Here is a 16,774-nt window from a genome sequence, read left to right on the forward strand (position 1 = left end):
CAACGTTCATCCCCCTCTCCGCCATGCCCTCCCAATCGATCGTCTGGACCACCGTTCCGTACGGGCGCATCACGCTGAACGGCAAGCCGGCCCTGCGCGTATCCGTTTATGTGTCACCGCGGCTGGTGCCCGACGCCGACCAGACCCTGAAGCCGTTCGCGCTGTTCCTGGACTGGCCGAAGGTCGTCGCGAGCCTGAAGCTGAAGCTCGTGTTTGGGAACGGGGCGGGCGGAGAACTGATCCCGCTGCCCGACCAGGATCCGCTCGACTCGGCGCTGTGGGCGAAGCTCTTCGACCGGACGACGTTTGTGCGCGGCCATGCGTTCACCGACCTGAAGGACGAAGTTATTCGGAGTTTTCCCGCCGGGGAAGTGTACAGCTACCTGCACGATCTCTATGGAATCACGGGGGCCGATCACGGCGGTGAGTTTCCCCCGCGCAACGATCCGAGCGGTCACTCGCCGCTCGTGCGGCTCAAACAGGATTTGGGCGCGTTGAGCAGCCCCGAAGTGCGCGCGGGCCGCAACAAGCGGCTCGATGTCATCCTCAAGGAGACGAAGGTCGTCACGGGGACGCCGAGCGGTTTCTCCGAGGCGGAGTTCGCGTTCTTTCAGGCCGGCCGTTTCTACGAGCGCCCCAAGCCCGCGGGCGACAATCCGTACTTGGAGCACCCGAAGCCGGAGTTGGCCCCGCCGCGGCCCGTGGCGCCGAAGTTCGATTTTCACCAGTGCCTCGCGGCGCTCGCCGACTACCCGCGGCTGATGCGCCGGCTCGGCCTGGTGCTGGACTACGCCTGGGTGGAGACGGCGGCAATGCCGGCGCAGAACCGCGTGCGCGTGGAAGTGGCGTGGAGCGATCCGCATCTTCCGCCCCCCTGGCACCAACCGGACGTGCCGCCGTGGACGTCGTACTTGCTCGATGCGACGCGCTTTCGGACCCGCGCTGGCGGTGGCGTCAACGCGGAGTTGAGCACGGGTTACCTTGATCTGCGGGACGTGGCGGACGTGAACCCGGCGGAGAACAAGAAGAAAGCCTACCTGGTCGCGCAGCTCGATCTCGATGGCAGCGCGCTGAAGACGCTCAACACGGCGGGCACGCTGGTCCGCATGGACGATCAGGCGGTGACCAACTATCGCACGCCCGATCGCGCGGCGCTGCCGGCGCTGCGCACGAGCGGACTGTCGCTGTACAAGACGGGCCGCGCGGTCACGACGCATGCGCAGCTCGTGCGCGCGGCGCAGGCCAACACGATGTTTGCGGCGGCGGGCCGGCCTGAATTCTCGGCGGATGACCTGGTCCGCGGCTATCGCGTCGACGTGTGGGATGATGCCTCGGCGCGTTGGCACACGCTCTGTCTGCGGGAGGGAAATTACCTCTTTTCCAAACGCGGGAAACTCGAGGTCAACCTGCGCGACGAAGGTTATTTGAAGAGCGCCTCGGCCTCGCGGAACGAGCCGGGCGCGCCCCGCGATCTGTATTTGCACGAGCGGCTCGCGCAGTTCGACGGCTGGAGCCTGGTGGCGTCACGCCCCGGCAAGACCCTCGCGGCGGATCCGACCGCGGACGGACCGGTGGTGCCGCCGGAGGATGCGGGGACGCAGTTTGGGATCGCGACGCGATTCAAGGTGCCGGCGGGTTCGTTGCCGCGGCTGCGGTATGGCCGGCGCTACCGGCTGCGCGTGCGGGTGGTGGACATCGCGGGCAACAGCATCGAGCTCGGTGCGGCGGACGAAACCTACGCGTCACAGCCGTTCTTATACACGCGTTTCGAGCCTGTGCCGTCGCCCGCGATCCTGTTGCGCGCGCGGGTCGCCGAGGGCGAGTCGCTGGAGCATCTCGTCATCCGCAGCGACTTCGATCAGACGGCGGCGGCCTATGCGACGCTCCCGCACGTCCTCGACGCGCTCGAGGGCGTCCGGGATCGCATGGGGCTCACGGGTGCGGCGCGGGGCGGTTACGCGTACGCGGCCGCGAACGAGCGGCACGTGGCGCCGCCGAAGATCTCGCAGCTCGAGGCGGAGATGCACGGCCGTTTCGACGACTTCATCGGGCCGGGGCGCGATCACGCGAAGGGTTTCCGGCTGGCGCAGCGCGAGGCGGCGACGTTCCTGTCGCAGACGATGGTCAACCTGAACACCGGGGTGGAGGAGCCGATTCCCGGACTCGACCTCGAACTCGTGGCGCCGGGCGGCGCGGCGTCGACCGACCTCGACGATCCTGCGCGGCAGCCGGGCGATGCGTTGCAGCAGGGCGAGTATGTCCTGCACAAGGAAGCCGATCTCATCGTGCCGTACCTGCCCGATCCGTTTGCAGCGGGCGTGGTGTTCATGGGGCTGCCGGGGTGGAATGCGGCGTTGCCGTTCGTTGTGCTGTTCGAAGGCACGTGGCCGGATGCGCGGCCGTTCCGGGTCCGGCTGGTGGAGCGGATGGGCACGTTGAGCGAGTGCACGCAGACGTTTGCCGATGACGGCCAGCCGAAGTGGGATGCGGCGACGCGGGTGCTGACGGTGTTCCAGGCAAAGGGGGTAATGACCACGGTGCGTTACAGCTGCCTGCTGCCCGGCGAGGCGGAGGCGAAGACGATGGGCCTGTGGAAAATCCTCCAGCAGCGCGGGGCGCTGTCGGCGGCGAATCGTGCGCTCATTCTCACCGGCCGCCACTGGATGTTCACGCCGTGGCGGACGCTGACGCTCGTGCATGCGGTGCAGCGGCCGTTGTGTCCGCCGACGATTGAAACGTGGAGCGCGTCGCGGTTCATGGGCGACACCTTCGCGTCGCTGCGCGGACGCTGGCACCTGAGCGTGAAGAGCACGGCGAAGGTTGACGTGCTCGGGGCTTGGCATGAGCCGATCGACGATCCCGCCGAGCCGAGCTGGCAGATCCTGCAGCGCAGCGGCCACGTGGCCGAACTCGGAATCGAGCCGGCTTACAACGATCATTTCGACGTGCCGGTCACCGGTCTGTTTCTGCGCGGCGGCAAGCCGCTGCGTCATGAGTTTGGCGATACGAAGCACCGCCGGGTTAAGTATCGGTTGAAAGGCACGACGCGCTTCCGGGAGTACTTTCCGATTGAGATCACGCGCAGCGAGGCGGCGATCACGCGGGTCGGTGCGCAGGTGGAAATCATTGTGCCGAGTTCGGCGCGGCCGTCGGCGCCACGGCCCGTGTATGTGATTCCCACCTTTCGCTGGGAGGAGACCGTGCTGCCGAACAACGGCCTCATCCGCGTCCGGCGTGGCAACGGCCTGCGCGTTTACCTCGAGCGTCCGTGGTGGTCGTCGGGTGACAGCGAGCGGCTCGGCGTGGTGTTCAAGCCCGGCGCGGTTGCCAACGAGCACAAGCCGTACGTGACCCAATGGGGCAAGGATCCGGCCTTCGAGTCGAACACTCCGTCGTCGAGCCCGACGCTCGCGGCGTTTCCGCTGGCGGTCGACACGCGGTCGAACGTGAGCGTCGAGGAACTGGGCGACGCACAGGATATCTTCGCCGTGGCCGGTCACGCGGTGGAATTCGATCCCGAGCGCAAGCTCTGGTTCGCCGACCTCGTGGTGCACGCGGGTTCGTCGTATTTTCCATTCGTGCGGCTCGCGCTGGCGCGGTTTCAGCCTTGGTCGATCGAGGACTGCCATCTGTCGCGCGTGGTGATGACCGACTTCATCCAGCTTGTGCCGGACCGGACGCTCGACGTGCGGTGGATTGGCCCGAACAAAGTGCGCGTGCGGATCTTCGGCCAGGCGCCGACCGAGACCGGTGCGAGTCGCGTGTTCCGTTCGCTCGGGGCGCTGAAGAAGACTGCGGGCAACGTGCAGCCGCCCGCGGCGGTGAGCGATATCATGCAGCAGCCGCTGTCCGCGGCGCAGGTCGTGCAGGCGTTCAAGCCCGGTGATCTGCAGATTGCGACGCAGCCGGGCATCACGGCCACCAATCCCAGCATCACCGCCGTGAATCCCGGAGTGGTCTTGCCGAAGGCGGAACCGGCGGAGGCGTCGACCCGGCCCGGGCTCAACGAGTACACGGTTGTGGTCGAGTCGCTGACGGATCCGGCGGCGCCGGATTTCAGCTGGGAGCCTTTGAGTGGTGTCACGGTGACGAAACCGCCGCCGCCCCCGGCGTCACCGGTGATCCGCGATCCTAGTGTCGTGACGAAAGTATCCGGCCGAAGCCGGGCGTTGCCCAAGGTGAAGCTCGGGGAAACTGTGAAGGTCACGCCCGGGGTAAAGGTGACGGACACGATTGGCGACATCACGGCGATCACTCCCGGCGTGCTCCTGATCACGCCGCTATGGGAGGGCGATGTCACCTTGCCGCCGACGAACGACACGCGGCCGCGGCGGTTGGTGGTGCGGGAGCAGGAGGTCTACTTCAAGGCGACGCCGGGGGCGCAGGAGTTCATTCCGTTGGCGCGGAGGCTGGTTTATGCGGACATCGTGACGTTGACGACGGTCCCGGCGTGAGCGGGATTTCGTCAGCGGAACCTGTCGGCGAATATTCCGAAAACAGAATTGCCTCGCTGCAGGCCGCTGTTCACGTTTCGCGGCTCACGTTGGACGCTTAGCTCAGTTGGTTAGAGCACCTGCTTCACACGCAGGGGGTCGGCGGTTCGAGTCCGCCAGCGTCCACCATTTTGCAGCTTAGCTGCTTACGGGATTTCTATTCCGTAGTAAGAATGGAGGTAAGAACAAGTCCTGGGCTGCGGTAACCACGATCCCGTGCATCAGCTCGTTATCCCGGTCCGCTTCGAGGTGCGCTTTCAGCCCGAAATGCCATGGGTTGCCCGTCTTCGTTTGAGGCACTTCGGGATCGCGTGCGCGTTTTTCGTTCTTGGTCCAGAACGGCGCGGCGATGAGCGTGGCACCCACGAGCGTGCCCTCACGCAGCAGCAGGCCGCGTGCGGCGAGGTCCGCGTTGATCGCGGTGAAGCGGTCCCTTGTCGCGTGATGGGTTCCTTTTGATCGTGTCCCACCACTTTCCTTACGATGGCCATCTCTTAACGGCACACTCTTGCTGAGGGCGCGGCGACTTCGCGATTGCCTCGGCCCGCGAGTCTGCGTTGTTCACCGCCGCCGTTGCCGATGATCGGGGCGGCACCCCAGCCCCCTCCCTGCCATGCCCCTGACTGCTACCCGCGTCTGCGCGTTCGCGCTGCTTGGTTTTGCCTTCGCCGCCTTGTCCGGTGCCCAAACGCTTGCGCCGACCACCGGCGCGCCGCTCGCACCTTCCTCCGCCGGCAGCAAGCAGGCCGAGTCGTTGATTCAGCTGAATCCGTTCGAGGTGAAGGCCGACACCGACAACAGCTACGGTGCCCTCAATTCGAATTCGCTCACGCAGTTCAACACTGCGCTGAACCGCGTGCCGGTGTCGGCCGACATCTTCACCGAGGATTTCATGCGCGACATCAGTGCGACCTCAATCGAGGAGATGCTGAACGGCTACGGCGCCGGTGCGGGCACGGTGATGTCCAATCCCGACTCGGACGCGTTGTCGCAGCAGCCCGGCGATCGCGTGGGCAACCAGACGATCGGCATCCGGGGTGTCAGCGGCGGGGCCGTGCATCGCGACGGATTTTCCGCGACGGGTCCGGCGAATAATTTCGGCACGACGGCCGTCGGCATCTCGAGCACCTTCGACGTTGAGCGGGCCGAGGTCGTGCGTGGGCCGCAGGGCCTGTTGTATGGCGCGGGCGGCGCGGGTGGCACGGTCAACACCGTGTCGAAGCGCGCGAACTTCAACCAGCGGAAGGGCACCACGAGTTACCGCATCGATCAGTACGGCTCGAAGCAGGCGCAGTTCGACTACAACTGGGGCGCGGACAACGTCGCGGTGCGCTTCACGCTGCTGGACGACTCGCAGAAGTACCGCCGGGTGTTCATCGGCTACGAGACGCGCGGCTTCTACAGCCAGGTCGCCTTCAAGCTCACGCCGTTGCGCACCGTGGTGCGCGTGCAGGGCCAGCAGACGGTCAACGAGCGCATCATCAACACGAATCAGGAGAACATCGCGTTCACCAATGCCGCGACCGATCCGCGCCACAACTTCGGTCTCGCGTATCTGCTGCGCAACAACCTCGCCGGCGCCATCAACCCCGCGACCGGCCAGCCGTGGCCGCGCGGAGCCATCGCCAACGGCACGCTGACCTGGGACAACATCAACTCGTGGGCCGGGTGGGCCGCGAGCGAGTACGTGACGAACAAGATTTTCTCGGTCGGAGCCGAGACGGTGTGGACGAAGTGGCTCTCGTCGCAGTTCAACGTGCTCTACAACGATTATCTCTCCGATCGCGCGAACGGCGGCATCGCCAATCTCAGTGCGCCGCTGCTCAACGGCAATCCGCTCAACGAGTGGGCCAACGGCGGCACCTTCGCGGATGTCGAGCAGCCCACGCGCCGCTGGGCCGTGCGCGGCTCGGCGATGGCAACCACCGAGCTGTTCCGCGGCTCGGCCCAGAGTCAGACGCTCGTGGGTTACGACATCGAATGGGCCGACTCCGGTCCGACCGACTACGGCTACTATCTCGCCGACTCGAACTTCAACGTCGTCTACAATCCCGCGATTCCCTCCAACCTTGGACGCACGCCGATGCCGCGCCTCTGGTGGCCGGTGGGCGGCGGCCCGGTCAAGAAGCCGTACGTGCAGGGTGGGTGGCTCGCGCCGCGCATCTCCACCGGCGGCCAGAACTACGTGCGCATGGCCAACAACCCGCGCGATCCGTCCTGGGTGCGGGCGAACAATCCGCTCGGACTCGCCCAGCTCGCGGGCCTCCCCGGCGTCAGCGGCCAGAATAATGACGGCCACAACTGGCAGAACCGCGTGACGGGGTATTACGCTTCCAACTACACGAGCTTCTTCCGCGATCGCATCGGCACGCTCGTCGGCCTCCGCGGCAACGAGACGTACAAGCGCACGCCGAACATTACGACGACGGTGACGGAGCCGTGGGCCGAGAGCACGAAGTCCAACCAGAGCACCAATCTCGGCGTGAACGTCGGGGTGCGCGACTGGCTCCGCGCCTTCTACAGTTTTTCGAGCACCTACAACACCGCGCTGGTGAACGCCAACGACCCGCTCGGCAACGCCCCCCGCACGTCGAGCGGCACCGGTCAGGAGATCGGTCTCAAGTTCAACTCCCGCGACGGCCGGCTGTCGGGTTCGGTGCAGTACTTCATGACCGATTCGAAGGACGAGATGATCAACGCCGGCACCGGCGTGCGCGACCTCATCAATCCCACCGGCCTCAACGGTGCGCACAACGGTCCGGCCGGCGCGAAGAACCAGTGGATCAATCTCGACCGCACCACGCGCGGGCTCGAGGTCATCCTCACGGCGAGTCCCACGCCCAACTGGCGCGTCCGCCTCGCCGCCACCACCAGCGACGGCCAGAACCTGACTAACAAAACGTATCCGATTCTCTGGAACGATCAGTTCTACGTGCGGGGCGGCGCGGTCACGTATCAAAATGGCGCGCCCGTGCTCGTGCCGGTCGATCCCACCGTCATCACCGCGAACATCGCCACGCTCAACCGCCAGATCGATCCCGCGACGATCCAGAACCAGGGCACCTGGGCGCCGCTCACCGTCGCCATGATGAACGATCGCAACAATCCGTACTGGGCACAGCCGGCCGACGACAATGGCCGCCTGCAGACGAGCAATCTGCGGCGCGTGCTGCAGTTTTTTGTCGGGCCGAACGGGTCGGCGCTCACGGGCGTGACCGGTCTCGCCACCTCCGACATTCCTTACTTCTGGTCGGATCCCAACGGCACCAAGGGCAGCGCGGTCGTCGCCCGGAAAGGCGAGTACACCGTCGGCTATTCGCAGTATCGTTTCGTGCTGACGAACAACTACACCTTCACGGCCGACAACTGGCTGAAAGGCTTCGGCGTCGGCGGCACGGTCGCCGTCGGCATGAAGAACCGTACGTTCTATTACAATACGCCGGGCGGCGGCCGGGAACTCTTCAGCGCGCCCGAGACGCTGCAGACCAATCTGATCGTCTCGTACCGCCGCAAGCTCGGCCGGCGCTTCGGTTTTACGACGCAGGTGAACGTCGAGAACCTGTTCAACACCTACTCGCTCGGCACGCTGCCCAACAATGGATCCGGCTACACCGTCCCGGCCAATCTCGCGGTGAGCTTCTACGGGCAGCCGCGCATGTACGTGTGGACGAACTCGCTGACGTTCTGAGGCGGCTGGGGCGCGACCCGCCGCCTGAGCCAGGATCCAATGGCCCGCGAATCACGCGAACAGTCGCGAATGAGAGGACGTGAAATCATTTCAATCCCCCGAGCGCTGCCAGCCAACCGTTGGCGCGGATTTTGCGTGTTCGAGAAGTTGTTATGAGCTCTCACCTGACGGTGAACTTCACTGCAAAATGTCCGGACGCGTCCTGCCGCTGAAATTCGCGTCCGTTCGCGTGCTTCGCGGGCAACTGAACGGGTCCGCTTACGGCACCTCGTAGATCTCGACCAGCACGTTGCCCGGGCTGCCGTCGCCGCTGGCGGTCTGCAGCGTGTAGGCACCGGGTTCGAGGGCGAGGTACAGGGCGGCGTCGCGACTCGTCTGACTCGCGAAACGAAACGCACCGGCGCGGTCGAATGCGGCAGTAAGGCGCGGAAAATCGGCGAGGCCCCAGTCGTCATTGCTCGCGACGACCGTGTTGCCCTTGAAGAGCGTCAGCACCGGTCGCGGCAGCGCGCCGGTCACGCCGAACGCGGCCAGCGAGGGGCCGACGGCGCGCAGCAGGATGTTGCGGGGATTCCGACCCGCGATCACGAAACCGGCGATGAGGGTTTCCGCGGGCGCGCCGATGCGTCCACGAGTGGAGATATTGATCAGTGCGCGGTCGCTGCTGGGATCGCTCACCAGCAGGGAGCGCCCGTCGATCGCGAGGGCCGACGCGGTGAACTGGTAGACGAACTTGGCGCCTTCGCCCACGCGCTTGCCGGTGACCCGGCATTGGATGGTAGTCCCGCCAGTGTCGTTCACTTCCAGCAAACCGTACTGGAGCGTGCCCGGAAACGGTCCGGCGCTGTACGGACCGCCCTTTTCGTTCGGTGGCGCGCCGAGAGCCGCCGCGTGGAATACGATCAGCGGGGCGCCGCCGCCCGACGCGTAGTCCGAGTGTTCGCCGTCGTCGTAGCCCATCGCGTGCATGTCGCCGGCATAGACCACGACGTTCCTCACGCGGTTGTCCCGGATGAAATTCGCGATCTCCTCGCGTTCGGAGGCGTAGCCGGCCCAGGAGTCGTCGCCGAGTTGCGCGGGCGCAATCCAGGGCACGGAGCTCAGCCAGACCACGAGTGGGAAATTCGCGTCACGCGCCGCAATCAGCTCCTGCTTGAACCAGGCCTTCTGCGCGACGCCCATCCGGGTTTTGTTGGTCTCAGGGTTTGATGAGCGCTCCGACGCGCTGCGGAGATCCGTCATGATCACCCGCACGCGTCCGACGGTGAACGCCTGGCCGATCGTGCCGTCGCCGACGTTGAGCGGGTAGTGGGGAACGCATTCACGGTAGGCGGCGCGGATGGCATCGCGGCCCACCGCGGTGCCGTCGCTGTTGTCGCCGCCGGCGAAATCGTGGTCATCCCACATGTAGGCGATCGGCGCGCCGCGCAGCATTGCTCCGATGTTCGGATGCCGCGTGGTGTTGTCCAACTGGACCCGGTAGTCCTCCGTCACCGTCGACGTCAGATCGGCATAGTGCAGGTCGCCGTTGTAAAGCAGCAGGAGCGGATCCTCGGCGAGGACGGCGTCGGCCCCGCGATGATCGGCGAACCGGTAGTCCGTGTCGCCGACGAGCGCGACCTTGAACGAAGCCGCCCCCTGGGGAAAGGTGCGGAAACGGCCGCGTGAACCGGGCTCCGGCCGCAGCAGACCGTCCACCTCGACCCCGTAGAAATAGCGCGTGTTGGGCAGCAGGCCGCCGACGGTGAGTTTGACGGCGTTACCGGTCCCGGTGGCGGTCGTGACCACCGGTGAAAACACGGGCGAGGTCAGCTGTTCGCTGGTGCTGACGGCGAGACGCACGCGCTGACCCGGAGCGATGAGTCGGATGCACACCGTGCCCGAGGTGGGCGACACGTTTCCGCTCCAGGCACCGCTGACGAACGGCGACCCGGGCTGCGCCCAAAGGGCGGCGCTGCCGATGAAAACCAACAGCAGCCCCAGCCGGGCCGCGCCGCGGGCGAACGAAAACGTCGCGTGTGTCTGGAAATGTGGCAGGTCCAAAGGGGGAGGCGTGAAACGGGCGATGAGTAGCCCGTGGGCTGGAAGGATGTCCGACGGAGTCGTCGCACTCAATGTTACATTGTTGTGAACCTCACGCAACAAACTCGGTCGATGACGGTGGACGGCGTTGCTTCCCGCGACCGAGAGCGTTCCACTCCAGGTGTTTTCCATGGCCCGCTTCCTCTTACCCCGGCGCGACGTCGTCGCCGCGCTCCTGTTGTCCTGCGTCGTCCCGGGGGCATTCGCCGACCCGGTCATTTCAGAGTTTCTGGCGCTGAATTCGGCCTCGCTCGCCGACAGCGACGGCGACTTCTCCGACTGGATCGAGTTGCACAACCCCGACGCCGCGGCGGTGAGCCTCGACGGCTGGTATCTGACCGACAACGCCGGCAACAAGGAGAAGTGGAAACTGCCCGCGGTGACGATCGCGCCCGGTGGCTATCTCGTGGTGTTTGCATCCGACAAGAACCGGCGCGATCCGGCGCTGCCGCTGCACACGAACTTCGCGCTCGAAGGTGGCGGTGAGTATCTCGCGCTCATCAAACCCGACGGGACCGTGGCGAGCGAGTTTGCGCCCAAATTTCCGGCGCAATACCCGAACGTGTCCTTTGGCGTGACGCAGCCGACGGTGGCCGGCGAAGCCGCCCAGACCGGATTCTTTCGCACGCCCACCCCCGGTGCGCGCAACGGCGGGGCCGCGACCCTGCTGCCGCTCGAGCGCGTGGCGTTCTCGCGCGTCTCGGGGCCGTTCACCGGATCGTTTTCGCTCACCCTGGGCGGGGCTTCGGCCGGACAGCGTATTCGGTATACCGTGACGCCGGCGACCGCCGCGGGCCTCGTGGCGCCGGAACCGACCGCGACCTCGCCGGAGTACATCGGGCCAATTCCGATCAGCGCCTCGTCCGTGGTGCGGGCGACGGTGTTCTCGGCGGACAATTCGCAGCGCGGGTTTCCCTCGACGGCCCACTATCCGCGCATCGCGAACAGTGGCGCAGTGAGGCTGGACACGTTCACCAGCCAGCTGCCGGTCCTGGTCATGGACACTCACGGCACGGGTGATCTCGACAAGGCCGCGGGCGAGAAGCCCGTGTGGATCTACACGTGGAATCGTCCCGCCGCCGGCAACACGCCGCTCGCCGCGGCGCCGTCCCTGGCCAGTTCCGGCGCCACGAATGTGCGCGGATCGTCATCGGCGAATTTTCCGAAGAAGAGCTACACGCTGCATCTCGACGACGCGAACGGGCACGACAACGCGCTGCCGCTCTTTGGTCTCACGGCGTTCGACACGTGGACGCTGGTCGGGCCGTGGAGCTACGATCGCACGTACATCCACAACGTCTTCACTTATGCGCTGAGCAACCGCATCGGCCGCTGGGCCCCGCGCACGCAGCTGGTCGAGGTGTTCATCAACGCCAATGGCGGCGACATCGACAGCCAGGACTACGCCGGCATCTACGTGCTGACCGACGCCGTGCGCGTGGATCCCGAACGGGTGGCGATCACGCCGATCGAAACGAGTGACACCGGCACAAAGTCCGTCACCGGCGGCTACCTGCTGAAAGTCGATCTGCCGGACTCGGAGGAATTCGGCTTCACCACCACGCGCAGCTATCCCGGCGAGCCGTCCGTCATCGGCATCGTGACACCGAAACTCAATGCGCTGCCGAAGGCGCAGCGCGAGTACGTGCAAGGTTATGTCCAGGGTTTCGAGGACGCGCTCGTCGCGGACTGGTCCGGCGGATTTCAACAACGTACGTACGGCGACTTCATCGAGCGGGGATCCTGGGTGGATCATCATCTCCTGAATGTGCTGACGTCCAATGTGGACGCTTTTTTCCGCAGCGCGTACCTGACCAAGGATCGCGAGGGTCGGCTGCAGGCCGGGCCGATGTGGGACAACGATCGTGCGATGGACGGCGGCGAGGATCGATCAAAGCGTCCGGACGTGTGGAACGGCAGCGATGGGGCCACGCCTTTTTGGGAATACGGCTGGTGGGGTTATCTCGGGCGCGATCCCGAGTTCGTGCAGGCGTGGATCGATCGGTGGCACGGCCTGCGGCAGTCGGAACTCTCGATCGCCAGCCTGACGTCGCTGGTCGATGGAATTGCCGCGCAGATTGGCGGTGCCGCCGCCGCGCGCGATGCCGCCCGCTGGCCCGAAAACGCCAGCAAGGTCGGCGGCACCTGGCAGGGTGAAATCGATCACATGAAAACGTGGCTCAGCCGCCGCGTGGCGTGGATCGACGAACAGTTTCCCCCGCCGCCGTCGCTTGTCGTGACGGGTGGCACGCTCACCCTGACGCCGGTTCCGGGCACGCAGATCGCCTATACCGTCAATGGCACCGATCCACGTGCCGTGGGCGGCCGGGTTTCGCTCGCCGCGCAATTGACCTCGACGGCGGTGACGCTCGCGAGTTCCGCCGAGGTGCACGCGCGGACGTATCGGGCGGACTATGACGCGGCCAAACTGCCCTCGAGCGGTTGGAGCGCCCCGGTGTCAGGGCCGGCTGCGACCACCCTTTCCCCCGCGCCGCGGCTCTCAAATCTTTCCAGCCGCGGTTTCGTGGGTGCGGGCGAGAACGTCATGATCACCGGCGTGGTCGTGAACGACACCGCGGGCAAACGTTACCTGGCGCGGGGTGTCGGTCCCACGCTCGCCAGCTTCGGCGTCGGCGGGGCGCTCGCGTCACCCGTGCTCACGATCATCGACGCCGCGGGCCGCGAGGTGGCGAAGAACAGCGACTGGCAGAAGGGCTCCGGCTCGGACGATATCCCGGACGTGACGAAGGCCGTCGGGGCGTTTCCGCTTTCGAAAACCAGCAAGGACGCCGCGATTCTCGCGACGCTGCCGCGCGGCAACTACACGCTGCGGGTCTCGAGCGCGGATACGTCCACCGGCGTCGCGCTGGTGGAATTGTACGAAGTCGACTCCGACGTGGGTCGCACGCTGAATCTCTCGACCCGCGGTCTCGTGCGCGCCGGCGAAGGTCTGCTGATCGGCGGAGTGGTGGTGCGCGGGCCGGGACCGAAACAGCTTCTGATCCGCGCCATTGGTCCGACGCTTGGCAGTTTCGGCGTGGGCGCGACACTCGCGGATCCGGTGCTGACCATTTACAGCGGCGACAAGGTCATCGCGAGCAATGACGACTGGAGCACGCCGGCGGCGGGCGGGGCCACGTCGGCCGCGATTGCCACTTCGGCTGCGGCCGTGGGTGCATTTGCGCTGCCGACCGGCAGTCGCGACGCGGCGATGCTGATCACCCTGCCCGCCGGAGGCTACACGTTGCAGGTGACGGGCAAGGCCAATGGCGAGGGCGTGATTCTGCTCGAGGTGTACGAGGTACTGTAAGCCGGAGCAATTCCGTTGCCCGCGAATGGCGCGAACGGTCGCGAATGAGCAGGAAGTGAAAGTAGCCCTCACTCAGCGGTGAACAACCAGGGCGAACGACCGGGCTGAATTTCAGCGGCTCAATTCGCGCCCATTCGCGTCATTCGCGGGAGCTTCTCTGCTTGGTCCCGGCTTATACCAATCGCTCCTTGCTTTTGGACTTCTGGATCGATCGTGGCTACGAGCGCCAGCGAGTGGCCGTTCGGCCACTCGCTGGCGCTCGTAGCCACGGCTAAAGTCCAAAGGCAAAGGGCGATTGGTACTACGGCACTTCGTACACTTCCACGATCGCACGGCCGCCGGTGGCCGCGACACCGGTCGCGCGGATCGTGTAGCTGCCGGGCGCGAGCGTCACGAGCAGCATCGCGTCGCGGCTCGCAGCGTCGGTCACGGCAAATGCCGACACCGCGGTGCTCGCGGCCGTGAGCTGCGCATCGCCGCCCCAGTTGTCGTTGGCCGCAATCACGGTCTGGCCGCTGAGCAATGCGAGCGTGGGATCGGCCATGGCGCCCGGAACGTTGAACGGCGTGAGCGCGAGGCGCGGTCCGATCATCCGAATGAGCACGGTCTTTGCCGTCGAGCCTCCAATCACGAATCCCGCGGTGAGCGTGCCTCCCGCGGGGATTTGTTTCAGCACCGACAAATTGACCAGCCGCGGCGTCGTCGCGGTCCACGTGCCGGCGGGTGTCGCATCATACAATTCCGCGATCACGGTGCCGGTCGCGCCGCCCACGCCGGTGATCTGGACGGTGTAGTCCCGGGCCGGTGTGGTCGCGTTGTAGACCGCCGCATCGAGTGAAGACGGCGCGAGGTAGGCGAACGCGCCGAAGGCCGCGAAGACGTTGCTCAGCGCGGTCGTGCCTCCCCAGTTGTCGTTCGAGGCGAACACCGTCGCGCCGGCCAGCACGTCGACCTTGGGATCGGTCAATGCGTTGCTGACGCCGAAAGGCGCGAGCGAGGGTCCCGCGGCGCGAACCAGCAGGGGCTTCGGGCCGCTGGTGCCGGTGCCGCCAAGCACGACGCCCAGCGTGAAGACGTCGCTCGTGGTGACGTCGGAGAGAATGGAAAGGTTGACCAGCCGGCCCGCGTCATTCGCGGTCGCCGCGCGCACGGTGAGGGTGGCGGCCGCGCTGGTGGCGACGCCGGACGAGTTCGTGGCCAGCACGGTGTACTCGCCGGCCTGGGCCGTGGTGCTGCCGCTGAGGACGAGCATCGCGCGCGTCGCGCCGGTGAGGACGCCGCCGTCACGGCGCCACTGATACGCGGGAGAATTCGTGGCGGCCGCGCTGAAAACGACCGTCGCGCCCGTGGCCACGGTCTGCGCGGCCGGTTGCGTGGTGAAGACCGGGGCGTTTGCGCCGTTGACGGTGAGCGTGGCCGTGGCGCTGGTGGTGCGGCCGATGGCGTTGGTGGCGACGACGGCGTAGGCCGCCGCGTCGGACGCCTGTGCGTTGGTCACGGTCAGCGTGGCGGCGGTGGCTCCGGCGATGGCAGTGCCGTTCTTCATCCATTGCAGCGTCGGCGCGGGATTGCCGAAGGTGGCCGCGGTAAACGTCGCCGACTGGCCGAGCGTCACGGTGCGGTTGGCCGGCTGGGTGGGAAACATCGGCGCGGTGACGGTGCCGGGCAGCGTGACGCGGTACGCGAGCACCATGGTGTCGATGTTCAGTCCGGCCTTGTAGGACGCGCCGTCCTGGAAGCCGTTCGTGGTCGAGAAGTCGTTGTCGTTGCCGATGAGGAGAAAGAAATCGTCGGGCGCGGCGGCATCCAGGGCCGACGCGAGCGCGAGGCTTTCCCATTTGCCGGCGAGCGTGTCGGAGTTGCCGTTGGCGTTGTTATTGAGATCGAACTTCGCGAGTTCGCTCGACGTGTTGAGGTCGATCAGGACGCCGAACGTCGCGGGCGTGATCGCGCCCGCCAGGATGCCGTTGGGTGCGGCGGCGGTGTTCGGGTTGTCGAAAGCGGTGCCGGCGAGATTGGTGGCGGCGTTCGCCGTGCCGGTGCCGAGATCGTAGACGAGCACGGCGCGGTAGAGCGAGCGGGTCGAGTCGCTGCCGCGGCCGTTGCCATCGCGGGCCAGCACGAGCAGGAAGCGATCGCTGAGCGGCACGAGATCGCCGACCGGCGCGGTCTGCAACGCGCCGTCCTCGGTGAACGTCGGCAACGGCAGGATGTGTTCACGCGTGAGCACGGGTGTCGCGGGCGTGCTGACATCATAGACGAGGAGTCGCGTGTAGCGCCGCAGACTGCCGCCACTCGAGCCGCCGTCCTGGCGCGTCGCTGATTGCAGGAGGGCATAAAGAGTGCGGCCGTCGGCCGAAACGCCCACGCCCTCGAAGCCGCGACTGTTCTCGCGGCCCGAGGCGGGTTCGCTCGGAACCGGTGCGGGCTGGCCGGCGGGCGCGCTGTCCGATGAAAACGAATCGACGGCGTTGCGTTTGGGAATGAACGCCTCCGGCGGGCGGATCGCGCCGAGCAGCGTGCCGTTGGCCGCGAACCGGTAGAGATAGGGACCGTACTCGTCACCGACGAAGAACGTGCCGTCGGGCAACAACGCGAGACCCTCGGGATCGATCGCGATGCGGTTGTTGAACGCCTGTGGCAGCGGCAGGTTGGGGAAGGCGGGGCGCGTGGCCGCGCCGGTGACGGTCGCGTCGAGCGACGTGAGCGGCGTGCCGTCCGCCTCGACCAGCAGCGTCGTGGCATTCAGGTTGAGATCCACCTGATCCTGATTGGAAGAACCGTTGCCATCGGGTTTGAGCGTCAGCGCAAAGGTCTGCCGCCGGGCCCGGTAGTTGGTGGTCACGCCCGAGCGGGTGTAGCCGCGGTCGGGCTGCGTGTAGAGCGTGCCGGAGTAATTGCCGCTCGCGGTGCGCTGCCAGGTCCGCAGATCGATCGCCATGCCGGACAGCGATCCGAACGTCTCGTCCAGTTTGTCCCGCTTGTCCGCGTCCACCCGCCCCACGCCGATCAAGCCGCGATGCGTGAACGTGGTTCCGCCGATGGTCAGGGTTTGCGCGGTGCTTGCGGGGCGGACGGCAAAGGCGCCGAGGCCGAGCACGGCGATGACGAGACGGATGCGGCGCGACATGCGGACAAGGGTTCGTTTGTTGCGTGTGAGAGTCGAATTCATTTCCGCCGAGCATTTTGCGATTGCGCGAA

The 16,774-nt window shown here is 66.4% G+C and carries 5 protein-coding genes, 1 tRNA gene and 1 pseudogene; 4 read left to right on the forward strand and 3 right to left on the reverse strand.

All coding sequences use genetic code 11. The features are described 5' to 3' along the window. The first annotated feature begins 23 nt into the window (after positions 1–23). Together ACLJEU_RS03850 and ACLJEU_RS03855 are read left to right on the forward strand one after the other, a co-directional pair. Positions 24–4,454 (forward strand): hypothetical protein, encoded by a 4,431-nt coding sequence (locus ACLJEU_RS03850; protein WP_414660889.1) that lies wholly within the window; start codon positions 24–26, stop codon positions 4,452–4,454. Between the two features lie 91 nt (positions 4,455–4,545). Beyond that, positions 4,546–4,622: transfer RNA gene (locus ACLJEU_RS03855), tRNA-Val, on the forward strand. A 66-nt stretch (positions 4,623–4,688) separates the two neighbouring features. Here ACLJEU_RS03855 and ACLJEU_RS03860 read toward each other — a convergent pair. Beyond that, positions 4,689–4,940 (reverse strand): annotated as a pseudogene (locus ACLJEU_RS03860) (IS5/IS1182 family transposase); the annotation flags it as partial. 166 nt (positions 4,941–5,106) lie between these two features. On the opposite strand from ACLJEU_RS03860, the gene ACLJEU_RS03865 reads away from it, so the two are divergent. Then, complete coding sequence (locus ACLJEU_RS03865; protein ID WP_414660888.1) at positions 5,107–8,181, forward strand: TonB-dependent receptor plug domain-containing protein; 3,075 nt, start codon at positions 5,107–5,109, stop codon at positions 8,179–8,181. Between the two features lie 258 nt (positions 8,182–8,439). On the opposite strand, the gene ACLJEU_RS03870 is transcribed toward ACLJEU_RS03865, so the two are convergent. Beyond that, a complete protein-coding gene (locus tag ACLJEU_RS03870) occupies positions 8,440–10,224 on the reverse strand; it encodes an alkaline phosphatase D family protein (protein WP_414660887.1) in 1,785 nt (594 codons plus the stop codon). Between the two features lie 169 nt (positions 10,225–10,393). Between ACLJEU_RS03870 and ACLJEU_RS03875 the strand changes: the two genes are divergently transcribed. Then, positions 10,394–13,573, forward strand: a complete 3,180-nt coding sequence (locus ACLJEU_RS03875) for a CotH kinase family protein (RefSeq protein ID WP_414660886.1) — start codon at positions 10,394–10,396, stop codon at positions 13,571–13,573. Positions 13,574–13,874: 301 nt separating this feature from the next. Here the strand turns inward: ACLJEU_RS03875 and ACLJEU_RS03880 are convergent, their stop codons facing one another. Further along, positions 13,875–16,703 carry an esterase-like activity of phytase family protein gene (locus ACLJEU_RS03880; RefSeq protein ID WP_414660885.1) on the reverse strand — a complete coding sequence of 943 codons (2,829 nt, stop codon included), beginning with the start codon at positions 16,701–16,703 and terminating at the stop codon, positions 13,875–13,877. Positions 16,704–16,774: the final 71 nt, after the last annotated feature.

The organism is Terrisphaera buseokensis, from assembly GCF_047521145.2.
In the GTDB taxonomy this organism is placed as follows: Bacteria; Verrucomicrobiota; Verrucomicrobiia; order Opitutales; family Opitutaceae; genus ER46.